The following is a 24195-nucleotide window of genomic DNA, read 5'->3' as shown; positions in this document are numbered from 1 at the left end:
CTTGAACAGTGGCGGTGAATGACACGATGGCAGCGTTAAAAAGGCTCCTCATTGGACGTCCTCTGAAATCTGCGGAATTGGGAGAACAAAAGCTCAACAAAAAGAAGGCACTTGCGATACTTTCCTCGGACGCGTTATCCTCCGTCGCCTACGGTCCCGAGCAAATCCTGCTGGTGCTGATCACGGTCGGCGCATCGGCTTTCTGGTATTCGATTCCGATAGGAATCGGTGTCCTTATTTTATTATCGGCGTTGATTCTGTCGTATCGCCAAATCATTTTCGCTTATCCGCATGGCGGGGGAGCATACGTCGTATCCAAGCAAAATTTGGGGATATATCCTGGATTGGTGGCCGGCGGCTCGCTGTTGGTCGATTACATTTTGACCGTGGCGGTGAGCGTCTCGGCGGGAACGGACGCCATCACGTCGGCATTTCCCGTGCTGCATGAGCATACGGTGGCGATCGCAGTCACGTTTGTTATCCTCATTACGCTCCTGAATCTGAGAGGCGTCACCGAGTCGGCTTCCATCTTGGCGTATCCGGTGTACTTATTCGCGCTGGCGATGTTTATTTTGATCGGCGTCGGGCTGTACCATATCGCGACCGGCCAGGTTGCGCCTAACCTGCATACGCCAGTCGGCACGCCGGTGGCAGGGATCAGCTTGTTTCTGCTGCTAAAAGCTTTTGCATCGGGCAGCTCGGCGCTGACCGGCGTCGAGGCGATATCCAACGCGATACCGAATTTCAAAGATCCGGCCCCTAAAAATGCAGCCAAAACGTTAATGGCCATGGGCATTCTGCTGGCCCTGCTTTTCTCGGGCATCGTGTTCATGGCTTATTATTTGGGGATCTCCCCGAATGCGCAGGAAACGGTCGTATCGCAAATCGCCAAGGAAACCTTCGGGCGCAATTTCATGTATTTTATCATTCAAGGAACCACTGCGTTGATCTTGATCTTGGCGGCGAATACGGGGTATTCCGCTTTTCCGCTGCTGGCGGTGAATCTTGCCAAAGACCGGTTCATTCCCAGAATGTTTACGGTAAGGGGAGACCGCCTCGGATATTCCAACGGCATCATCTTTCTTGGGCTGCTGTCGATCGTGCTGATTATTGCCTTCCACGGGCAAACGGAGCATTTGATTCCGCTGTATGCGGTAGGCGTTTTTATTCCTTTTACGTTGTCGCAGACGGGGATGATCGCGAAATGGGTGCGGGAAAAACCCGCAGGCTGGGTAACGAAACTTATCATCAATGCGATCGGCGCGCTCATCAGCTTCACCGTATCGGTCATGTTTTTCGTGACCAAGTTCCCGCAAATATGGCCGGTGTTAATATTCTTGCCTTTGATCGTTTATTTGTTCCACAGAATCAAGAAGCATTACGAAGCGGTAGGCGAGCAGCTTCGCTTGTCGACCTGCGAACCGGCGGTTCCGATCGAAGGAAACGTCGTCATCCTTCCGGTGTCCGGCATCACGCACGTGGTCGAACATTCGTTGAATTATGCGCAATCCTTATCGGCGGACCAGATCATTGCCGTATACATCCCTTTTGAAAAGGAAGAGGAAATTCGCTTCGAAGAAAAATGGAAGAAGTGGCGGCCGGACGTCCGGCTGGTGACGTTGCCTTCCCCTTACCGGAGCATCATACATCCGCTGAGCAAATTCATCGATATGGTTCATCGAAAGGCCAGCGAGTCCCATTATCAGGTAACGGTCGTCATTCCCCAGTTCATACCGAAGCGGAGCTGGCAAAATCTGCTGCACAACCAAACGAGTTTGATGATTCGCACGTATTTGCTGTATCGCAAAGACGTTATCGTAACGACGGTGCCGTACCATCTGAAAAAATAAATGGGCCTGAAGAACCCGGTCGTCGTCTGGACGGCCGGGTTCTTGCACATTTCGATGAACTTATCGGATACAAATATGCCTCGTACGAACCATGATCGGTCGGCTTCAAGGCGGAAATAAGATCTACGCTGGGTTCCCTTGCAGGATACGCTGTCCTTCGTTTATTGCATGGAGCCGGCTGCAGGAAAAGAGATGACGCGGTATTCGTACGGACCGACTTCAAGCTTGCCGGCCGATACGATCGCGCCGCTGATTTTGTCCTTTCCTTCGTGCGGAAGCGTCACGCTGCCGCCTTCTCCGTTCATGTTCACGATCACCCACAATTCCTCCGTCTCCGATACGCGCGGCGCCACGATCGTGCCGTTTGTCGTGTCCGCCCGCCGCGTGACGTTTGCTTCGTTCCCGTAGTGAATCAGCATTCGTTCCAGCATCTCGTCGCCGTCATCACCCGCCGGCATGGAGCCGAGCAGCACGAGCTTGCCTTTGCCGCGATTAACCTCGGTGAGGAAAGACAAGCCCGGGGAAGGGCCGCCGGATAGGGTGCCCACGCTTGTGGCTTCCGCAACTTCAAACACGGCGGTGCATGCCCGTCCGGAGCACGCGTTCGTACGCGCCGCTGACCAGACCGCGGTGGCGAAGTTTGCCGTGCGACTCGGTCGCAAGAAACGCTTTGGCTTTGTCGGAATAGATGATGGCGACCTGCGCCTGGGCCGGACGGGTAGCGATGATGTGGGGCTCGATCGCCTGGCGCGCCTGCTCCGCTTGCAGCACGTTCCGGTACCCGATCCCGGGTTTGCCCCAGGCGCTGACGACGGCGCCGTGCGGCTGCTCGGAACCGGCCCGCTGCTGCCTCCACAGCCAATAGCAAAAACCTTCCGCACCCAACGCGTAAGCGGCCACCGCTTCGGCAGCCAAATAACCGTTCGGATGGGGGACGCCGTTGGCCGCGATCGAGCCGGCGTGGGAAGGACTCGTCTCCATGATCCAAAACGGCCGTCCCGGCTTGAAATTCCGGAATAAATCACAGTTCAGCAAATAAGCGGCGTAATGGGCCGAGCTGGCGTACGTATCCAATGAAGCGAAGTCCAGATGCCGGAACAGCCTCTCGTTGTCGAGATGAAAAGCGACGCTGCTGTTATGCGTAATCGGGGCGTCCGAATATCGCCGGATGATCGCGGCCTGCTCGTCCGCGAACTCGGCGATTTTCTCCATCGAAAAGAGACGATACATCGTTTGCAGCGACGCGTTGTGCAGGAACGGGGTAGGGCCGGGCTGCGGCACTTGGTCAAAAGCGTTATACGATTCGCTCCAGACGCGCGTTCCCCAAAGTTCGTTCAACCGATTCACCGTGCCGTAACGCTTCTCCAGCCATGCGTGCCAGAGACGGCGGCATTCGGCGCACATGCATTCGGATACATGGGCTTTAAACTCGTTGTCGAGCTGCCAGCCGATGACTCCGGGAAGGCGTCCCAGTTCCCGGGCCAGCCGCTCGATGATGATCGCAGCCTTTTCCCGAAAAACGGGATGGTTCGTGCAAGCGTGCTGCCGCGACCCGTGTCCGAGCGCCATGCCTTCCGCGTTGACGAACAGCCGCTCGGGATGGCCGTGCGAATACCAGATCGGCGGCGTGGCGGTAGGGGTGCACAGGATCGTGTCAATGCCGGCCGCATGCAATCTGCCGATGACGTCCGCAAGCGGCGCGACGTCGATTTGTCCCTCGGCGGGTTCAATGGTCGACCAAAGGAATTCTCCGATCCGAACGACGTTCACGCCGGTTTCGGCCATAAGCCGGATATCCCGGCGCACGACTTCCTCGCTCCACAATTCGGGATAAAAAGCCGCTCCGTGATAAAGCTTTTTCAACATGTGTGTCTCACTCCATTCTTCCGAATGACATCCAACCTCACCTTAAAAGCAGAAGGAGCTTTAACGCAATCGAACATTTTTGCAAAAGGTTGGACGCCGGTTTCCACTCTTTTACCGGGTTTGCACTTTCTTAAAGGACGCCTGCAAATCATAGCCCGAAAGCCTTCAAAAATGTCTCATTGCCGGAAAAGAAAGCGCTGCCGCATAATGAGTCCACAACGCTTGCGTCGAGGCGATAAACGCATATTGGAGGTGGAAAGCGATGAAGCAGGTTACGGCCCGGGGAAACATTCCGCAGGCTCCCAAACAGGCGGCCTACCGTACGAGCTTCGCGGCAAGGCTTCGCAGGGATAAATGGCTTTACCTGCTGCTGCTCCCAGGCTTGCTTTATTTTTTGGTGTTCAAATACGTCCCGATGTGGGGAGTCCTGCTGGCGTTTAAAAACTATCAGCCGTTTACCGGGTTTTGGAGAAGCGAATGGGTGGGCCTGGAGCATTTCCGCTTGTTTTTTGACAACCCCGAGTTTTTTATGCTGCTGCGCAATACGCTTCTGTTGTCGTTTTACAACCTGGTTTTCTTTTTCCCGGCTCCGATCCTTTTGGCGCTGTTGTTGAACGAAGTCAGGCTGGCGTTTTTCAAGCGCACGATTCAAACGATGATTTACGTCCCGCATTTTATATCGATGGTGATCGTGGCAAGTTTGACTTACGTATTTTTGACGACGGAAGGGGGAACCGTCAACGAGCTGCTTTACCAATATACGGGCAATAAAATCCAGTTTTTGTCCGATCCGGCCTGGTTCCGCCCGATGATCATCGTGCAGACGATTTGGAAGGAGTGCGGCTGGGGGACGATCATTTTCCTTGCTGCGCTGGCGGCCGTCGACGTGGAGCAATACGAGGCGGCCAGGATCGACGGGGCGAACCGCTGGCGCCAAATCTGGCATGTTACGCTTCCGGCGATCCGCAGCACGATCGTCATTCTTCTTATTTTGCGGATGGGCAGCGTGCTGGATAACGGCTTCGAGCAAATTTATTTGATGCTGAACCCGCTCAACCGTTCGGTCGGCGAGGTGTTTGACACTTACGTCTACGCGATGGGGATTACGCAAGGCGCTTTCAGCTACAGCACGGCCGTCGGTCTGTTCAAATCGGTGGTCGGCGTCACGCTTGTGCTCGGCACGAACTGGCTCGCGAAAAAATTCGGAGAATCCGGACTTTACTAACGGAAAGGGGAAATCCATCCATGGCCAAGCATTACAGAACCGCGGCCGGCGTCACGTTCGACGTGGCCAATTATATCGTGCTCACGTTGTTCGGCCTGGCGGCCGTGCTCCCTTTCGTCTACGTTATCGCGGGATCTTTTGCCTCGGATGCGGAGCTGACGTCTAGAGCGGTATTTTTTATCCCGAAAACGTTCACGTTGAACGCTTACGAGTTCATCTTTTCCACGGGCACCATCGTCAAAAGCATCGGCGTTTCCGTCTACGTGACGGTCGTCGGCACGCTCGTGAACTTGTTTTTTACGGTCACGATGGCGTATTCCTTAGCCAAAAGGGGGCTGTACGGCCGAAATCTGGTGCTGAATCTCGTCATCTTCTCCATGCTGTTCGGAGGCGGCATGATTCCGACGTATTTGGTCGTCAAGGAGCTGCACCTGCTCGATTCGCTTTGGGCTCTGATGCTGCCGGGAGCGATCAGCGCGTTTAACCTGATCATCGTCAAAAACTTTTTTCAAGAGATCCCGAGGGAAATCGAGGAAGCCGGCCGCATCGACGGCTGCTCCGAGCTTGGCCTCTTGTGGCGGATCGTGCTGCCGCTGTCGATGCCCGTCCTCGCCACGTTTACGCTGTTTTACGCCGTCGGGCATTGGAACGATTTTTTTTCGGCGCTGCTTTACATTAACGATCCCGGGAAATGGCCGCTGCAGGTGATGCTGCGCCAGATCGTCCTGTTGTCGCAAGCGGCTGCCGGCGATTTGAACTCGATGGACCCGAACTTCGTAAAGCCGCCGGACCAATCGATCAAAATGGCCGTGATCGTGGTCGGCACGATACCGATATTGTGCGTATATCCGTTCCTGCAAAAGCATTTTGCCAAAGGCGTCCTGCTAGGCTCGGTGAAAGGATGACGCCGTTTTACCGGCGTGCGAACCCGGCAGTGCTCCGTTATTTGAACAGAAAACACGGATATTTCACTTGGGGCACGTCCGGTTTTGCCATATGATCTTAACCATAAAGGGAGGCATTTTTAGTGAAGAAAAAGACCATGAAAACGAAACGTGTTTCGACTTTTCTAGTCCTATGCACGGTTTGCGCCGTTTCCCTGGCAGGCTGCTCATCGGGCGGCGGCGCTGGCGATTCGAAGGATTCGTCCGCGGCTCCTTCCGCAAACGCCTCCACGGGCGGGCAAGAAGCGTTAAAGCTGAACATCATGCTCCCGGTTTTCAAAACGAACTATCCGAAGGATGACAGCCCCGTCGCGGCCGAGCTCGAAAAGCGGACGGGAACGGACATCCATTTCGAGTGGGTGCCCAATGCCTCGTATGCGGATAAGTTCAATATCACGCTGGCATCCGGCAACTTGCCGAAAATCATTTACGTGCCCGACCCGAAAGGCCCCAGCTTCGTAAGCGCGGTAAAATCCGGCGCGTTCTGGGATTTGACCGACAAGCTGAAAAATTACCCGAACCTTGGCCAGGCCAGCGAAGTTATTCTGAACAACGCGTCCATAAACGGCAAAACGTACGGCGTATACCGCGGTCGCGAGCTCGGGCGCAACGGCGTGTATTACCGCCAGGATTGGCTGGAAAAGGTCGGCCTTGAACAGCCGAAAACGATCGACGATTTTTATCACATGCTGAAGGCTTTCAAGGAAAAGGATCCGGACGGCAACGGAAAGGACGATACGTACGGTCTGGTCATGGTGAAGTGGACGGCCGGTTGGGGTGCCGGCTTCGACCAGATCAAGCTATGGTTCGGCGCGCCGAACGTATGGGGCGAAAAGGACGGCAAGCTCGTGCCGGAATTCGAATACGAAGAGTACTTTGAAGCGCTCAAGTTCATGAAAAAGCTGTACGACGAAAAACTCGTCAACCAGGATTTTGCCGTGATGGATTCCGCGAAGTGGACCGATCCGCTCGTGAACGGCCAAGCCGGCGCGATTATCGACGTCGTCGACGGGGCGGCGCGCGTGGACGATAAAATCCACGCCGCGCTGAAGGCAGCCGGCAAAGAGGACGCAAGGGAGCATTATATGGACGTGTTCGGCGCCGTGACCGGGCCGGACGGCCAACTGCGCACGCTGCCGACTTCCGGTTTCTCCGGCCTTCTGGCCATTCCGAAGTCAAGCGTGAAAACGGAAGAAGAGCTGGACCGCATCTTAAAGTTCCTCGACCAGTTGAACGAACCGGACCTTCAGACGTTGACCAGCTTCGGGCTGGAAGGGGTGCATTACAAGAAGATCGACGATAAAACGCTGGAAAGAAGCCCGGATTCCGTCCTGCTCGAGTCCGAAGTCGAAGGATTGAACCAAATGGTGCCGTACATTCCCGAAGGCAAGGGACTTCAAGTGGCCCAAACGCCGCTTCGCCTGAAGCAAACAGAAATCCAGGCGAAAAACAGGGATACGATCGTCGCCAACCCGGCGGAGCCGTTTATTTCCGAAGTCTACTCGCAAAAAGGACAGCAGCTCGGCAATATCATTAACGATGCCCGCATTAAATTCATCGTCGGCCAGATCGACGAAGAAGGCTGGCGCGACGCGATCGAACTGTGGGAAAAATCGGGCGGCAACGATTACGTGAAGGAAATCAACGAGCTGTACGAGGCATCGAAATCCTGAACGCGTGAAGCTTTCGGATGGGGGGCTGGGTTCATAAAAATTGTACCAACCAAAAAAGAAGGGGCCTCAGCCTCTTTTTTTTTGGTTCCTCCGTTTTTTGAACAATTCGCTCGGAAAACTTGCTGGTTCGGCGGCAAAGTTCAAGGTATTCTAACCGCAAGCGGATGATTTGGGTCCGATTCGGATGTATGCGCTTACATCATTGGTGGGGCATCGAGCAGAAATATGGGGCACGATTAATATGATTTGGTTGGTGAGCGGATAATGGGAAGAAAGAAGGTTTTGGCCCGCTTATCGGGCGGATCCGGCAGCTTTTATAGAAAAAGCTTGATTTTATTCCTGTTCGTGGCCGGCATTCCCGGCATCATTACGGGGATTCTCGTTTATTGCATGGCCGGAGGGAGGCTTGAGAAGGAGCTCCTCCAGCTTCATAACAGCCAGATCGAACAGCGGTCGCTGAACCTCGATAAACAACTGTCCAATCTTGAGATGATGCTGGCGCATTGGGCGTTCGATACGCGTTTTGATTATTCGCTGGCGGATCATGATTTCGTGCGAGATTTTGAAAAGGCGCGCAACGTCACGAATACGCTTCTCGTCATGCAGGGCTCCAATACGATGATCCGCAATGTCAGCCTTTATTTGCAGGGGGATCAGCCGGTGTTGTTTTATCCGGAATATTCCGCTTTGACGGATCGGCGGATCGTTACGCTTTATGATCGCCTCATCCATGCCGGAAAAACGACGTATTGGGCGCAGCTTGCCCTTGACCCGGACCAGCCCGGCAATCGCGAATTGACGTTTGTGCACCTTATTCCGGGGGGAAGCCAAACGCCCTTTGGCGCTTTGATTGTCCGCCTGGACAACGATCAAGTCGCGGAAGCGCTGCGAACGATGACGCCATACGCCGATGGTGAAAACTTTCTCATGGAAGCGGGCGGCAGCCTATACGCATCCGCGAACGGGAACGCTCCGGATTCACCGTTTGTCGCGGCGGTCAGGCGCGAAGTCGAAGCGAACGGAGACGCGAAAGGATCATTTCTTTTTGCATGGAACGGCACGACCTATGCCGTCACTTACGGCTATTTTGCGCGCATCATGGATCGCTGGGTATACGCGTCGGCTTCGCCGATCACGAACATTACAGCTCCGGTCGTTTTTATTTCCAAGGTTATTCTGGCGGTCAGCCTGAGCGCTCTCCTGCTTGCGTCGCTGTTGGCATGGCTTGCCTCGAGGCGGGTGTATTCACCGGTCAAGCGGTTGATGGCGACGCTGCTGCCGAACGGCTCTTTGGCCGGCGGGGGACGGGTGGACGAATTTACGATCATCGAGCGGCAATGGCAGCATTTGAGCCGGGAGAGCCGTGAACTGCAAAATAAATTGCTGGAGCAGCTGCCGCACGTGAAGGAAAGTTTTCTCCATCAGCTGCTCCAAGGTTATTTGTACGCCTATTCGGAAGAGGATTTGAGGTCGCGGATGGAGCGGTACAAATGGGAGGTACGCGGCAAACAATTCGTCGTCCTGTACGTTCAATTGACCGGAATCGCCAGCATGGAGGGGAAATTCAAATTCGGGGACGAAGGGCTGGTCACCTTTGCGGCCGTCAATATGATCGAAGAGCTGGCGGCCGAACATTTCGAGCAAAGCAGCACGATCAATTTCCATGATCTCGGGTCGGGCGTGCTGCTGATCATGCCGGAGGGAAGCTCCGTCTCGGAACCGATCAAAGCATTCAGCGATGAACTTGCGCAAACGGTGAACCGGATTCTCAACATGCGGGTGGCGATAGCCGTCAGCCGGGCAACTGCCCGGATAAGCGATATCCCGCTCGCGTTTGAGGGCGTGAAGCATGCGGCCAGCTTTCGCAACTGCGACAACGACAATCAGGTCATCGAGATGGAGCAGCTTAATTTCGAAGATTCGTCCGAACCGCCGTATCCGTTTACGCTGGAGCGGGAATTCCTTCAGGCCCTTCGCACCGGGCAGGAATCGGATGCCCGTGCGCTGCTCCGGGACTTCCAGGATGCCTTGTCCGTTAAAGGGGCCAAAGCCATCGACATTCAACAAGGGATGCTTCATTTGCTTGGGGCCGTGCAGCACGCGATTCTCGTGACCGGCATTCAGCCGAACCGCCTGTTCAAGGGCGCAAACTTGTACGAACAGCTGTCGCAAATCAAAGAGCCGCCCGGCGCCCGGGATTGGTTTCAGGAGAAGGTCATCGCCCCGTTCATAAAGGAGCTGATGAGCAGGACGGACAGTCAGGTGAAACGGCTGATCGAGCAGGTCATGATCTACATGCAGCAAAACTACATGCATGACATATCGCTGGACGACTGCGCCGACCAAATCGGCACGAATCCGTTTTTCCTGAGCAAATCGTTTAAGCAGGTCACCGGGAAGAACTTTATCGATTATTTGACTGAGCTGCGCATGGACAAAGCCAAGGAGCTGCTCCGGGAATCGGAGATGAAAATTAACACGGTCGCCGAACAGGTCGGGTACCGGCACAGCTATTTTAACCGGATCTTCAAAAAGCTCGAGGGCATGACGCCCACCCGTTATCGCGAACTAAGCCGCGAGGAGTAATTTGCGAAGATAAAAAGACGGCGCAATATTGTGCAAGGCATGCGAAATAGTGCAATGCGGCCATCACCCCGATTTCAAGAAAGTCTCATTGCCCGTAAAACCGACTTTCTCTACAATGAGGGCGTCAAAACATGACGGAAACGAAATCATCGTTATAGGAGATGAGTCCATTGAACGATACGCGGGCAAGATTACGTTGGTTGAAGGACGCGGCTCAGGTACCGGCCGGAGTAACTTGGGGAATGCCTTGGAAGGAAGGAGAGCTTTTGCGGGATCAAAGGCTGTCGCTTCGGGCGGAAGACGGCGGGGAGGCGCCCGCGCTGCAAAGCTGGCCGACCGCATTTTGGCCGGACGGGAGCGTAAAATGGACGGCGCATGCTGCCGTTTTTTCGGCGGGAGCTGCTCAGGGTTACGTCGTAGCCAAGGGAAATGAGGGGTCTTTGACGCCTCCGTTTCCGTTGTCCGTAGAAGTGGAGGAAAAAGACATTGTCGTCGACACCGGCGTCGTTTCGTTTCACATCCCGAAAAAAGGCAGCCGGATCATCGATCGCATGAGCCGCAACGGCGTTGTTGTATGCTCCGGCGGGATATTGGTCGCCATCAAGGAAGTCGCGAGCGAGCTGACGGGCGTGCGAACGATCCGGGAGGAGCGGTATCATTCCGAAATCTACGAGGCGAAGGTCGAGCAAGCAGGACCGGTACGGGCGGTCGTGAAACTGACGGGACGCCACCGGGCCGTGAACGGAACCGGCGAGTGGCTGCCGTTTTCGCTTCGTCTCTACGCGTATGCGGGATTGGAGTCCGTTCGGATCGTGCATACGTTTTTTTACGACGGCAATCCGAATGAAGATTTCGTCAAAGGGCTTGGCATCCGCTTCTTCCTGCCGATGCGCGGGCGCCTGTACAACCGTCATGTCCGGTTTGCCGGCGATGCCGGTTTTTTGAGCGAGTCGCCGAAGACGCTGCATACGCGCCGGACGAAAGGCAAATATTTGGAGCAGTTCCGGCGCCAATTGAACGGCGAAACGTTGACGGACGAAGAAATGGACGATGCCTATTTCATGAACCTGCTGGACGATTCGGCTTGCTGGGACGGATTTAAATTGGGGCAGCTTTCGGCCGATCACTACCGGATGGCGAAGCGGACCCGACCCGGCTGCAGCTGGGTAAAAGCCGCCGAGGGCCGAAGAGCGCGCGGCGTTTCATACGTCGGCGGATCCGGCGGAGGGCTTGCGCTGGCCATGCGCCATTTCTGGCAAAAACATCCCGCCGGCATGGAGGCGCACGGCCTTGCGGGTGACGAGGCACAGCTGACCGCCTGGTTCTGGTCGCCGGAAGCGCCGGCCATGGACATGCGCCATTACGATACCCAAACGCATGTCGAATCATCTTATGAAGGCGCGGAGGAGATGCGCGCAACCCCCTACGGCGTCGGCAACACAAGCGAGTTGACGATCTGGTGTCGCGAAGCAACCCCAAGCCAGTCGGAACTGCAGGCTTACGCGGAATATAACGACTCTCCTCCACAGCTTGCGTGTGAGCCGGCTTATTTGCGTCAGCAGGGCGCATTCGGGATTTGGAGCCTGCCGGATCGGGGAACGCCCGCCAAAGCGCATCTTGAAGACCAATTGGACGGCATTGTCGCCTTCTACCAAAGAGAGGTTGAGCAGCGGCGCTGGTACGGCTTCTGGGATTACGGCGATTTCATGCACAGCTACGATCCGGCGCGCCATGTGTGGAATTACGACCTCGGCGGCTGCGCATGGCAAAATACCGAATTGGTCCCGAACATGTGGCTATGGCTGATGTTTTTGCGTACGGGACGGGAGGATATTTTCCGCATGGCGGAAGCGATGACGCGTCATACGAGCGAGGTGGACGTGTACCACTTCGGCGAATACGCCGGGCTTGGTTCGCGTCATAACGTCGTCCATTGGGGCTGCGGCTGCAAGGAAGCCCGGATCGGCATGGCCGGCCTGCACCGTTATTACTATTATTTGACGGGGGACGAAAGAATCGGGGACATGATGGACGAAGCGAAGGATGCCGACTATACGACCGTCCATATCGATCCGATGCGGGCCTATTTCCCGAAAGACGAACATCCGACGCATATCCGGGTCGGCCCGGACTGGGCCGCATTCAGCTCGAACTGGATGACCCGTTGGGAACGGAAAGAAGACGCCTGCTATCGCGACAAGCTGTTAACGGGCATTCGGTGCCTTAAGCAGGCGAATTTCGGCCTGATTTCCGGCCCTACTTACGGCTATGACCCTAAAACGGGCGTGCTGGCTTCCATGGGCGACGATAATTGGGGGCGCCATTTGGCCTTATGCATGGGCGCGCCGCAGGTATGGTTCGAGTTGTCCGGCATGCTGAAGGATCAAGAGTGGGATGAAATGATGGCCGATTTCGGCGTTTTTTATAACCTTTCCCAGGCAGAAAAGGATCGAATCACGGGCGGGACCATCAGCACGAAACAGTTTGAGCATCCGGTGCTGACGCTCGCGATCGTCGCATTCGGGGCTTGGTACCGAAAGGATCGGCGGACGGCCGATTTTGCCTGGTCGACCCTGCTGAACCACCCGTTTGCCACCGTCGACCTGGAGAAGGACGCCGCGACCGTGACGTATGTCGACGAGGTGCAGGAATTCGAGTGGATGAACACGAATGAGGCATCGCAGTGGTCGTTGAATACGATCATCAGTTTGGCGCTCATCCCGGACGCTTTGCCTGAACATGCCTGTTCATCACGGGAAAAAGCCAATGCGTGACCGGGGGCGGCCGACAGGCAGCCCCGCCGCGAAGGAAAGGAGGAGGAAGCCGATGGGAACAGGGCAACCGCAACTTCCTGATACAAAGGGAGCTCAAACGGCCGAAAGCAAAAGCACTCTCATCCCCGAAGGCTGGGACGCGATATATGTTAACCCGCTTGCGGAGCCGGACCATATCGCCGGTTTTCGGATGGAAGGCGAGGCCGCTGTTACGTTTCCTTTGGGCCGGATGCGGCTCGAAAGCGTCCGCGACGAGTCGGAGGGACAGCGCGCCAATTTCGTGTTGTGGTGCCCGGAGAATTTTCCGGCCGACGCTGCCGTGTCATGGGATTTTTGGCCGGTGCATGAGCCGGGATTGGCGATCATGTTTTTTAGCGCAACCGGCACGGACGGCCGGGATTTGTTCGATCCTTCGATCAAGCCGCGTACGGGCGAATACGACCAGTATCATCACGGCGAAATCAACGCCTTCCATGTCTCCTATTTCCGGAGGAAATGGGCGGAGGAGCGGAAATTTCACACGTGCAATTTGCGGAAAAGCTACGGTTTTCACCTGGTCGCTCAGGGCGCAGACCCGATTCCGGGCGTCATGGACGCGGCCGGGCCCTACCGAATGCTGATCGTAAAAAACGGACCATGCATTACGTTTGCCGTTAACGACCTTCCGGTTTTTTCGTGGAAGGACGACGGCGAAACGTACGGACCTCCGCTTGCAGGCGGCAAGCTCGGTTTCCGCCAGATGGCGCCTTTGATCGGCGAATACGCGAATGTCGCCGTATATGCCGAAAAACGGGAAGGATAGGGGACTATAACCGATAATCATACAATTCGTTCCACAACCCTCAGTTGTTGAAGTATAATCGATTAAATTATGCAAGCGGGCCGCGTGGGTCGAAAGGGAAGGAGACCATGCGGCATGAAGAAGGTAAAAGGGGGAGTTGCCAATGAATACATTGCCGACCATTTCGTTAGAAAGACTCGTATTGCGGCCTTTTATTTTAGATGATGCCCCGGTGGTCCAACAATTGGCGGGGGATCCGTATGTGGCTGAAACGACTTTATACATTCCGCATCCGTATGAGGACGGCGTCGCCGAAAAATGGATCGGTACGCATGCGGACAATTTCAACGGAAACTGGTCGCTTGAATTGGCCATTGTACATAAGGAGAACGGCGATGTAATCGGCGCCATATGCATAGGAATCCATAACCAATTTCATCATGGAGAATTGTCCTATTGGATCGGTAAAGAATACAAAAACAAAGGATACTGCACGGAAGCAGCAAAAGGAATCGTCAACTATGCATTCAAGCAACTGAAATTAAACCGTGTATTTGCCCGTCACTTGGGGAATAACCCTGCATCGGGAAAGGTGATGGAGAAATTGGGAATGAAATACGAAGGAACGTTAAGGCAGCATGTGTTAAAAAACGGCGAGTATGACGATCTAGTTTATTATGGTCTCTTAAAAGATGAATGGAGAGATCCAAACGAGAAGTTGCCTCGCCTTTTATGACAGAACATAGATGCATGACAAGCTGCGAATCTCGCGGCTTTTTTTGATGCTCTGGCAATCAAAATCCCATACAATAAAGGAAAGCTTGATGGTTGGCTTTGGAGCGATCCTTTAGTAGGGGGATTCGAATGAATAAAATGGTGCCGGCGTTTTTGCTGCTCTTCGTTTTCTTATCCGGCTGCATGTCCCATAAAACGCTGCAGACCGAGCAATGGAGCGGCTTTAAAAAGCAGATGCGTTCCGAGCATAAAGAAATTAAAGATATGGAACTCCAAATGTCGCCCACGCAAATTGAAATCAACTATTACCTCGATCGCAAGCCGGACGTCGAAGAGGATCAGGAGCTTTTTATGAAGGCGAAAAAACTTGCTCTTTCATCCGATTTTCAACAGACGGTGATCGAAGAGTCGTACTTCAAACATTATTCTAAGGACGAACGAAGGTATCCCGATATCATGATTCGCTTCTTCGGCACCAAAAAAGACGTCATCCAGTATGAGTATTTCGCTTCATATTATGGGCCTGGCTTTGAGGGGGCGAAAGATCGGCCGATCGACGCCTACAAGACATGGTTCTTCCATGATTTCAAAACCAAAAGCGTACCCGTTGAGCCATGATTTTTTGACTTAAACGTGAACTTGAAACCCGATTTCATGCGGAAGGCCATCCTGGATAGGATGGCCTTCGAACGGCTTGCTCTAATATTTTTTGCCATAAAAAACGGCAAACCCCAGATTTTTGTACATACAGTCCACATCGCCGAATCCGGCTTCTTTCAGCCATTGGATCTGTTCCTCCGCTGTAGCGTTAATGTCGAGCTTCCTTCTTTCTATAGAGGCTTCAATCGCTTCTTGGGGAAGACCGCTTGCGTTAACGGCTGCCAGCCATCGTTCTATATAATAGGCATCCGTTTGAGGGGTGCTGCCACGCACTTGATCGGCATTCACGAATATTCCTCCCGGACGAAGGGCTTTGAACAAGGCGGAGAAAAGCTTCCGTTTTTCTTCGTGAACCAGATGGTGAATCGACAGGGAGGAAATAATCACATCGTACGAATCCGTAAAATCGTAGTTAGAGTAGTCGGCGGCAACATATTGAACGTCGGCCGATGGACCGAATCTTTGTCGTGCACCTTCGAGCATTTTGTCGCTGAAATCGATGAGAGTCAGCTTGGCTTCAGGATACTTTTGAAGGACGAAGCCGGCGAACAGTCCGGTACCTGCGCCCAAGTCCAATACCCGGGGACTGCGTTCCTCCAGCTCGACCAAAGACACGGCCATGCCGTAAAAGTCGTCAAAGCAAGGAATCAATTGCCGCCTCTGCCAATCGTAATCGTCGGCCCCGGAATCAAACAGCTTTTTTACGTTCGGATCCATCGTTAGTTCCCCCTTAAAGAAATATTTACCGTTATTGTATCAGTCCAAGATCTTATTGTACAAATATATAGATCAAATAGGATTAATAGATAGAGCCTATAAAAGACGAACTAGTTCACCACAAATGCACGCCGGATCCATCATCAGAGTTCGTGAAGATTTTGATTCTTCCGGGCTCTGTTTTTTTGTTATCACGATCCCATGGGCCTGTTTGCCGTGGCTTGAATCCTGTTTTTTTGCCGGAAAAGGATGGCAGATCATGCTTAAGTACCTAGCAAAAACACAACCCCGGTAAGTCGAGAGGCCGATTTGAATCATGTTATGATTTTTTTGAGAACTGTAACGGTTCAGACAAGACACGACGGACCTCTCACAACACGACTTAAGCTTGAGCAGACACATAGGAAAGGACTGGGGACCGATGAACCAAGTGAAATACGCCAATATGCTGAACATGACGGAGCTTGCGACGCCGGAAAATAGATTGTTTCCGTTCGATATCCTGCGCCGGCTTCGAAACGAAACGCCCGTGCGTTATGACGGCAGCCGCGGCTGCTGGGATATTTTCCGTTACGACGATGTGCAGCGCATATTAAAGGATTCGAAAACCTTCTCATCCGAAAGGGGGGCAGGAGCCGGCGGCTCCATCCTGTTCATGGATCCGCCGAAACACAAGCAAATGCGCGATCTGGTCAGCAAAGCATTTACGCCAAAAGCGATTCAGGAGCTGATGCCCCGTATCCAGTCCATCGCCGAGCATTTGCTAAATGCGGTACCGGAGAACGCCATGGACGTGACGCGTGATTTTGCCACGCCGCTTCCGGTCATCGTCATAGCGGAGCTGCTGGGTGCGCCGAAAGAAGACCGGGAGCTATTCAAGCACTGGTCCGACGTTCTGGTGGAGAGCGCCGACGATTTGTCCGATGAGGCTTTCCGGAGGATTACCGATAAGCGGATGAAAGCGACGGGGGAGCTGTACGACTATTTCAAGGGGATTATGGCGCAGCGGGCCATCGAGCCGCAGGACGATCTGATCACGGCGCTTATGAATGCGGAGATCGAAGGGGAGAAACTCACGGAAAAGGAGATCGTAAGCTTCTGCGTGCTGCTCCTGGCAGCCGGAAACGAAACGACGACCAATTTGATCACCAATGGCGTTCGCGTGCTTACCGAAATTCCGGAGCTTCAGGAAGAGCTTTATCTGGCGCCGGAGCTTATTCCGGCGTTTATTGAAGAGGTGCTGCGCTATTACCCGCCGATCGTTGCGATCGGACGCGTTGCGAAGGATACGGTGCAAATCGGGGACCAGACCATTGAAAAGGGCGCGCAGGTCATTTCCTGGGTGGGGGCAGCCAACCGCGACGAATCCCGGTTTGACGACCCGGACGCTTTCCGTCTGGACCGCAAGCCGAATCCGCATATGACGTTTGGGTTCGGCATTCATTTCTGCCTGGGGGCGCCCCTTGCCAGATTGGAAGGGAAAATAGCGTTCCAAGCGCTGCTCGATCGATTCAAGAATCTTAGGAGAGATCCAGGCGGCAGCATGCAGCCGATTCAGAGCTCTTTTGTATTCGGCGTCAAAAACTACCCGATGACGATGGACCGCAGATAAGGTTAGGGGATATCCTGTTATACATGACAGTCCTGTTTCCGGGCTCCGGGGCAGGGCTGTCGTTTTTATTATGCAAAAATGACCCGAATGCAAGGCAAATCCAAAAACGGTTGCCGCATGGAAGAAAAAATAAAACGTTTGGAGGCTCCGATGCCGTCTATAAGGCAGAACAGCATTGAGCTGAAAGCTTTATAAACGGGAGGGCATCATGAAAGAACACCATTTGGCCGTGGCCGCTTGCGAAGGCGATGAAGAAGCTTTTTTCGACTTGTTATCCCTTCACAAGCGAAAGCTGTACGGCGTTGCATACAGTTACATGCACAACGAAGCCGACGCGCTGGACATGCTGCAGGAAGCCGCATACAGGGGGTGGTCCAAATGCCGAACGCTGAAAGACCCCGACGCGCTGCTGCCTTGGTTGATCCGGATCGTCATTCATTGCTGCATAGAGGAACTTAGGCGGCAGAAACGAAGGCAGCGGATCATTTGGGAACCCGGCGAGACGTACACCCCCGAAATGGTCAGCGTGACGAAGCTCGATATGGAAAAGGCCTTAAACCGCCTAAAGCCCAAGTACCGAAATGCGATTATCCTCAGGTACTACAACGATATGACCGTCCCTGAGATCGCGCAGATCCTGGGGAGGGCGGAGGGAACCATCAAGACGTGGCTGCATCAGGGACTTAAACAATTGCGCGGCAAAATCAATGACGGAGGTGAACTGCAGCATGACCATGCATGAGGACTGGATGTTGGAAAGCGGCAGGCAGGAGGTACGGCAGGCGATCGGCACGGTACCCGATCATAGGTTGGACGAGGCGCTGCGAAAGGGACTGAAGAGGGCTTCCGAAGAAAAGATGCCTTTGGCGCGTCTTCGGTCGACGAAGAGGCTTCGGGTGACCGCTGCGGTTTTGGCTGTCCTGATGGTCGGCGGAGCCGGCGCGGCAGGAGGATACAAACTATTTCAACCGCCTTCGGCGGAGAAGGCACAGGCGAACGTGCAAATTCCGTCTTATGTTGAGAACATGTTCGACAAAGCCGACAATTTTCTTGTCATGGTCAAGCAAGCCGCTGATCACGGACTGTATCATGAGCTGAATCGATCGGTCACTGCAGGCGGTTATACGCTCCGGATCGAAGGGATTGCAGCGGACAGCAGAAGAATCATCATGTTTTATACGGCAGAGAATCAAAATGAATCTCTTCCTTTGCGGCTGAGTTATAATCATCCTCCGCAGCTGCTGGATCCTCAGGGGCGGCCGCTTCAGGGTTCGTTCACGTGGGACACCTACGCCGGTTTGCCCAAAGATCAGCCGCTGACGAAAGGGGTTATGGTGTTTGATTTTGAAACGGCCGGGCAGATGCCGGAAAGTTTTCAGATCCAAACCACCTGGTCTCAATTAAAACCCCAGGGGAGCAAGGTGAAAACCAGAACGGAAAACCTGGTCGTCCCCGTTACGCTTCATCACGGAACCCATGCGGCGGATATGGAAGAGCGGCCGATCCAGATGGATATCACGCAAAGCGGACAGCAAATCACCTTTACCCAAATGGTTCAAAGTCCATTGAGGACGGACCTTTCGTTCGATGTCAAGAGCAGCAACGGCAAAAAGCTGGAGAACATCGAAGCCACCCTGGGGCTTGCTTCAAGGCAAACGCGGTCAAAGCAGCGGCCGGGGTATGACACCATGTTAAGATTCGACCGGACGCTGCTGAAGCCGGAAGGAGGAACCATATATTTGACGAGCAGCTTCTACTCGGAGCATAGGGAGCTTTGGCTGAATTTTCACTATGCGAGTTTCCAGCCGGATTATGAAGTGGAGATTGCCATTGATCCCAAGGAAGGCACGCTGGTGCAATCTCCGGATTCCGGGATTTCATTAAAACATGCGGCGAAGGAAACCTTGGGCCGGGATCTGCGATTGCTGCTGTTGTACGGTTCGCAAACAACGGTGCAAGGGGGATATTACGAACTGCAGGACACGTTCACGGATGCTGACGGCCAGCGGCATCCTTTCGAGCAGGAATACCGTTCCGGGGAAGGCACCTATCTGACCATTCCGAATTACGGGCAGTATCCGGGGCCTTTCCGCTTCAAGATTATCAGATATTGGGGGAACGTTCTTGAAATGCAAGGAGGAGCCGAGAAGCGGATTCGATAGATCCGTGTGGCGAAAAACATTCATCTGTTCTCGCGTGATGCAAAAACGGGACTGAGAACGTAACATATTCGATCTGGAAAACCGCAGGTTATATGCGGTTTTCTTTTTTTATATCGAAGCATCGGTCCGAATATGGCCGCTTGTACATCTAGCTCATGCCCATGCCGGAAAGATGTGGGCGTTTCAAGGCAGCTCCAATTTATGATAGAATAGTAAAAAGCAGCATGTACATAAGCATCAGGATCACAGGCATCCCTTTACTGCGACGGTTCCGCTTGAACAGCATTTGCAGGAAAGAACGGGTGCTTTTTTCATAGGCTCAGCCGGGATGATCATTTCGTTTTACTGAACGTATAAGGAGTTGAACGCCCGTGGAAAGGCAAGTCCAGGAATTATGGCACGAGGTCCTGTCTATGATTCAGAAGAAGATCAGCAAACCCAGTTTCGATACTTGGCTGAAGTCCACGAAGGCTGTAAGCCTGCAGGATCATATCCTGATCATCGGCACGCCGAATACCTTTACGCAGGAATGGCTGGAGAACCGATATGCCAAGCTTATATCCGACGCCGTTCGTGAATGCCTGCAAGTCCAGCCCGAGCTTCGCATCGTTACGCAGGATGAACTGGCCGCCGCTTCGGATCAGGCTTCCTCCCAGTCCATGGTCGCCATCGAAGAGCCTCCTCCGCTCGAACAATCCTATGCGGCAGCTTTGAATCCGAAATATACGTTCGACACGTTCGTCGTCGGTCTCGGCAACCGCTTTGCCCATGCAGCGGCGCTGGCGGTGGCGGAGGCTCCGGGCAAGGCGTACAACCCGCTTTTCCTCTACGGCGGCGTCGGACTGGGCAAAACCCACTTGATGCACGCCATCGGCCATCATGTGCTGGAGCACAATCCGCAGGCCAAAGTGCTGTACCTCTCTTCCGAGAAATTCACCAATCAATTTATTCAAGCCATCATGAACAACCGCGGAGAAGCCTTCCGCAACAAATACCGCAACATCGACGTCCTTCTGATCGACGATATCCAGTTTATCGCCGGCAAGGAGCAGACGCAGGAGGAGTTTTTTCATACCTTCAACGCCTTGAAGGAAATGGGGAAGGCGATTATTATTTCCAGCGACCGCCAGCCTAAAGAAATCCCCACGCTGGAGGAACGCCTGCGGTCCCGTTTTGAGTGGGGACTGATCACGGACATTCAGCCGCCGGATTTGGAAACCCGAATCGCCATCCTGCGCAAAAAAGCCAAAGCGGAACATCTCGACATCCCGAATGAAGCGATGGTATATATCGCGAGCCATATCCATACGAACGTTCGTGAGCTCGAAGGGGCCCTGATCCGCGTTATCGCCTATTCTTCGTTGATCAATCAGGATATTACCGTGCATATGACGGCCGAAGCCTTAAAAAATATCATCCCCTCATCCCGGCCCCAAACCATTTCCATCCAGGACATTCAAGAGCAAGTAGGGAGCTACTACGGACTTAAACCGGATGATTTTAAAGCGAGAAAACGTACAAAAGCCATCGCTTTTCCCAGACAAATCGCCATGTACCTTTCGAGGGAGCTCACGGACCATTCGCTGCCCAAGATCGGCGAAGCCTTCGGCGGGCGGGATCATACCACGGTCATTCATGCCCATGAAAAAATCGCTTCCGTCATCCGCGAGGACGAGGAAATTCAGCAAACCGTCGCCAAGCTGGCCGAGCACATTAAGAACCGGGTACAGCCGCGGGTATAAATCGTTTTACGTTTCGGCAGGGAACATCGATATCCAACTTGCTTTCGGATAAAACGGCGATTAAAATGAATGGAAATATTAGGGTGAGATTGGCATTCAGAAGGAATGACGACGCCGTGGTGGAAAAAGGTGAAAAAAATTGAAAAAAGACGATTTCGGCAATAGGGAATGCATCATTTTCGTCGGAATCCAAGCTTCCGGGAAGTCGACTTTTTATAAAGAAAAATTTTTTAAAACCCATGTCCGGATCAACCTCGATATGCTAAAAACAAGACATCGGGAGCAAATTTTTGTTGACGCTTCGATCCAAGCCAAACAACCGTTTGTCGTCGATAATACCAATCCGACAAGAATCGACAGGCAAAAATATATCGAGATCGCCAAGAAACATCGATTCAAGGTAATAGGTTACTACTTCGTGCCGGATTATGAGCTATCGCTCGAAAGAAACGAAACCAGGCAGGGAAAAGAACGGGTTGCCGATATCGGAATCAAAAGCACGCTGAAGAAATTGGAGACGCCTTCATATCGTGAAGGGTTCGATGAGCTCTATTGGGTTAGGTCGCAAGACGGGCAATTCGTGGTGGAAGAGGTGTGAAACCGCTGATCGGGATGCAGCCGCTCCCAGGGAAGGAAGCGGTGAAACGGAATTGTCCGGGCGAAGGGAGATCGTTCATCAAAGCGGCGGCAATGGAGCCATCCCGCTGAAAGATTCGATCATCGAGGTTACGGTCGAGTGGAACGGTCATAAAGAAGAGCTGAAGCTCTCTGCCAATAAAAAGTAGGGAGGCGGAAGAGAAAAAGGCTCACCCTGTAAATTCGGATGAGCCTTTTCCGCAATACAATATTGAAAGAAAGTAAACATCTCAATTCATCGTCAATGGATGGTTGATGTTATTACCAGCTAAAACTTTTCGCTATGATCACCAGCAAAATGAACAACACCAAGATCGCTGCCGCATTTCTACCAAAACCGCCGTGACCATATCCTCCAACTACTTCGCTCATTCCATACTCCTCCTTGAATTAAGATACAATGTATTATATGGATTGGTAAGGACATGGTAAGGGCATCGAGGCAAAAATAAATATGAATATTGCAGATATCCTATTTTTGAGTGAAAAATATATCTTTTGACTGCTATATCTATCCCTTTCGATCTTACCAGGATGTTCATAAGATATATTATCTTATTTGAAAGGGGTATGAACAAATATGGGCGAAGTTATGGGAGCGGATTATGGCGGAGGCAACAAAATATTTACGATTCTCGTTCTTTTTATTCTGCTAGTCATTGTTGCCAGAACATGGGGATGTTAAAAACGTAGGTCAACAGAGACCCTGCAGCCTGTCACGGCTGCCAGGGTCTTTTATTTTGGTTACCGCTAAAGATATTTTGTACATCCTTAAATCCGCAAAAAATGGTAAACTGGAAAAACGCCCATGGAGCGGCATTGTAGCGTCCAAGCAGTACATATCTATTTTATGAGAAATAATATGAAACGGAGGGGCAAAGCTGGATGAATACCGCAGGAATCCGCTATGAACGTTTCAGTCCAAAAGATGAACGCGCGGCCAAAGAAGTGTTAAGCCAAGACGCCGACGCGGGGGAAGACATCCTTCGAGTGCTGGCTGAAGAACCGGATTTGTTTGTTGTATCGTATATCGGAGACAAGCTTGTGGGTCTGGCCCAAGTGAACGAGCCTGTTTCCCAGTCGTATTTAACCGTTTTTGTGGCTCCAGAGGATCGCAGGCAAGGCATCGGTTCTGCTATGGTCCGGTATGCCGAGGCAAAGTTGCGGGCAGGCGGAACCCAAATAGTCAGAAGTTCCTTTCGTGCCGGTCATTCGTCCTCTCTTGCGTTTGCGCGCAAGCTCGGTTATGAGCCCTACTTTTCATCGGCGTTCATGCAGCGCACCGGAGCCCCTTTTCCATTGGAAGAACTTCCGGTGAGGGGCTATAAGGACGAAGATTATTTGGTTTGCCAATCGCTGTATGCCGCAGCTTTTCACGAAATGCGCGTCCGGGTCGGATGCTTTCCGGATTCGGTGATTGCCCAGCCGAGCGAAAAGGAAAGGCAAACATGGAAAGAGAACGCGGCTAACCGTTTCGTCTACGAATTCAATGGGGAAATCGTCGCTTACGGCCACATTCCAGGAAATGAAATCGGCAGCGTCTCCGTTCGTACGGATGTTCAAGGACGTGGAATCGGCAAAGTGTTTGTCAAGTATTTATGCAATGAGATCATCCGCCGCGGCAACTCCAGCGTGGACCTCTGGTGCGTCGTCGGGAATCATGCCAGAAATCTGTATGACAGCCTTGGTTTTACGGAAAAGCATGTTGCGCAATTCATGCGCAAAACGCTGTAATTCCGCCGATTGTCCTTTGATCAAAACGTATGCGACAAGGCAAATTTCATGAATGAACCCGGCTTGAAAATGACAACATAAGGAAGTAGTGTACATCTCGATTTCTAAAGGAGGATTTCTGTTTATGGCTCACCAGAAGAGAAGGAAAGAAGCTGCCTGGAAGTCAAGAAAGCAACAACAGCATCCCCACGGAAAAATCAAATCGCTCAAGGAATTGTCCAGCGAATAGGATGAGAGAAGTATACTGCTTGGAAAAGAGGGACTGTCGGCGAAAACGTACCGGCAGTCTTTTTTCATGGCGGTTCAATCGTCAATGGACAACCCGGCGTCCCGCTTTTTCAGGAAAAGCGGATCAAGATCGCGATTGCGGCTTGAGACGGCGTTCCCGGCCCGGTAACCTATCATGAATAAATCAGAGAAATCATGAGATTTTAAAAGAAAACAAGAGATAAAAGGAGAAGATTAAAAGAAAAAAGTATGCTATTATCTCTGAAACAA

Annotated in this window: 19 protein-coding genes and 1 pseudogene; 17 read left to right on the top strand and 3 right to left on the bottom strand. The window is 52.9% G+C overall.

The genetic code is table 11. From position 1 onward, the window contains the following. The first annotated feature begins 26 nt into the window (after window positions 1-26). Complete coding sequence (locus AC27KL_RS15945; RefSeq protein ID WP_487170340.1) at window positions 27-1850, top strand: APC family permease; 1824 nt, start codon at window positions 27-29, stop codon at window positions 1848-1850. A 161-nt stretch (window positions 1851-2011) separates the two neighbouring features. On the opposite strand, the pseudogene AC27KL_RS15940 reads toward AC27KL_RS15945, so the two are convergent. Next, a pseudogene (locus tag AC27KL_RS15940) lies at window positions 2012-3716 on the bottom strand (beta-galactosidase). Window positions 3717-3978: 262 nt separating this feature from the next. On the opposite strand from AC27KL_RS15940, the gene AC27KL_RS15935 reads away from it, so the two are divergent. From AC27KL_RS15935 to AC27KL_RS15900, 8 genes are all read left to right on the top strand, one after another. Further along, complete coding sequence (locus AC27KL_RS15935; protein ID WP_487170339.1) at window positions 3979-4941, top strand: ABC transporter permease; 963 nt, start codon at window positions 3979-3981, stop codon at window positions 4939-4941. A 20-nt stretch (window positions 4942-4961) separates the two neighbouring features. Continuing rightward, window positions 4962-5846 carry a carbohydrate ABC transporter permease gene (locus tag AC27KL_RS15930; RefSeq protein ID WP_487170338.1) on the top strand — a complete coding sequence of 295 codons (885 nt, stop codon included), beginning with the start codon at window positions 4962-4964 and terminating at the stop codon, window positions 5844-5846. Window positions 5847-5983: 137 nt separating this feature from the next. Beyond that, on the top strand, window positions 5984-7558 hold the full coding sequence (locus AC27KL_RS15925; protein WP_487170383.1) for an extracellular solute-binding protein: 1575 nt from the start codon (window positions 5984-5986) through the stop codon (window positions 7556-7558). A gap of 264 nt (window positions 7559-7822) precedes the next feature. Next, window positions 7823-10144, top strand: coding sequence for a helix-turn-helix domain-containing protein (locus tag AC27KL_RS15920; RefSeq protein ID WP_487170337.1), 2322 nt, complete (start codon window positions 7823-7825; stop codon window positions 10142-10144). 161 nt (window positions 10145-10305) lie between these two features. Further along, window positions 10306-12918 (top strand): exo-rhamnogalacturonan lyase family protein, encoded by a 2613-nt coding sequence (locus AC27KL_RS15915; protein ID WP_487170336.1) that lies wholly within the window; start codon window positions 10306-10308, stop codon window positions 12916-12918. 52 nt (window positions 12919-12970) lie between these two features. Further along, complete coding sequence (locus AC27KL_RS15910; RefSeq protein WP_487170335.1) at window positions 12971-13720, top strand: DUF1961 family protein; 750 nt, start codon at window positions 12971-12973, stop codon at window positions 13718-13720. A 142-nt stretch (window positions 13721-13862) separates the two neighbouring features. Further along, complete coding sequence (locus AC27KL_RS15905; protein ID WP_487170334.1) at window positions 13863-14435, top strand: GNAT family N-acetyltransferase; 573 nt, start codon at window positions 13863-13865, stop codon at window positions 14433-14435. A 128-nt stretch (window positions 14436-14563) separates the two neighbouring features. Further along, entirely contained in the window at window positions 14564-15052 is a 489-nt protein-coding gene (locus tag AC27KL_RS15900) for a hypothetical protein (RefSeq protein ID WP_339324731.1), read from the top strand. A gap of 81 nt (window positions 15053-15133) precedes the next feature. Here the strand turns inward: AC27KL_RS15900 and AC27KL_RS15895 are convergent, their stop codons facing one another. Beyond that, the gene (locus AC27KL_RS15895; protein ID WP_487170333.1) at window positions 15134-15811 is read right to left on the bottom strand and encodes a class I SAM-dependent methyltransferase; all 678 of its coding nucleotides are present in this window, start codon (window positions 15809-15811) and stop codon (window positions 15134-15136) included. A 421-nt stretch (window positions 15812-16232) separates the two neighbouring features. Here AC27KL_RS15895 and AC27KL_RS15890 point away from each other — a divergent pair, with 421 nt between their 5' ends. From AC27KL_RS15890 to AC27KL_RS15865, 6 genes are all read left to right on the top strand, one after another. Next, window positions 16233-17423 carry a cytochrome P450 gene (locus tag AC27KL_RS15890; protein WP_487170332.1) on the top strand — a complete coding sequence of 397 codons (1191 nt, stop codon included), beginning with the start codon at window positions 16233-16235 and terminating at the stop codon, window positions 17421-17423. 208 nt (window positions 17424-17631) lie between these two features. Then, window positions 17632-18165: a sigma-70 family RNA polymerase sigma factor gene (locus tag AC27KL_RS15885; RefSeq protein ID WP_487170331.1), complete on the top strand. Its 534-nt coding sequence runs from the start codon at window positions 17632-17634 to the stop codon at window positions 18163-18165. Continuing rightward, entirely contained in the window at window positions 18152-19585 is a 1434-nt protein-coding gene (locus AC27KL_RS15880) for a DUF4179 domain-containing protein (RefSeq protein WP_487170330.1), read from the top strand. The genes AC27KL_RS15885 and AC27KL_RS15880 overlap by 14 nt, the downstream gene beginning before the upstream one ends. A gap of 371 nt (window positions 19586-19956) precedes the next feature. Further along, the gene (gene dnaA / locus AC27KL_RS15875; RefSeq protein ID WP_487170329.1) at window positions 19957-21327 is read left to right on the top strand and encodes a chromosomal replication initiator protein DnaA; all 1371 of its coding nucleotides are present in this window, start codon (window positions 19957-19959) and stop codon (window positions 21325-21327) included. Between the two features lie 139 nt (window positions 21328-21466). Beyond that, window positions 21467-21925 carry an AAA family ATPase gene (locus AC27KL_RS15870; protein ID WP_487170328.1) on the top strand — a complete coding sequence of 153 codons (459 nt, stop codon included), beginning with the start codon at window positions 21467-21469 and terminating at the stop codon, window positions 21923-21925. Window positions 21926-21977: 52 nt separating this feature from the next. Further along, window positions 21978-22112: a hypothetical protein gene (locus tag AC27KL_RS15865; protein WP_487170327.1), complete on the top strand. Its 135-nt coding sequence runs from the start codon at window positions 21978-21980 to the stop codon at window positions 22110-22112. Between the two features lie 112 nt (window positions 22113-22224). Here the strand turns inward: AC27KL_RS15865 and AC27KL_RS15860 are convergent, their stop codons facing one another. After that, complete coding sequence (locus tag AC27KL_RS15860) at window positions 22225-22335, bottom strand: sporulation protein YjcZ (protein WP_156124671.1); 111 nt, start codon at window positions 22333-22335, stop codon at window positions 22225-22227. Between the two features lie 513 nt (window positions 22336-22848). On the opposite strand from AC27KL_RS15860, the gene AC27KL_RS15855 reads away from it, so the two are divergent. Beyond that, window positions 22849-23697, top strand: coding sequence for a GNAT family N-acetyltransferase (locus AC27KL_RS15855; RefSeq protein ID WP_487170326.1), 849 nt, complete (start codon window positions 22849-22851; stop codon window positions 23695-23697). A gap of 124 nt (window positions 23698-23821) precedes the next feature. Then, on the top strand, window positions 23822-23926 hold the full coding sequence (locus AC27KL_RS15850; RefSeq protein WP_246537318.1) for a DUF6254 family protein: 105 nt from the start codon (window positions 23822-23824) through the stop codon (window positions 23924-23926). The last annotated feature ends 269 nt before the right edge of the window (window positions 23927-24195 follow it).

Source organism: Paenibacillus sp. YAE3, from assembly GCF_057546105.1.
Note: the sequence above shows the minus strand (reverse complement) of the source record. Positions and strands in the feature narration are given on the sequence as shown.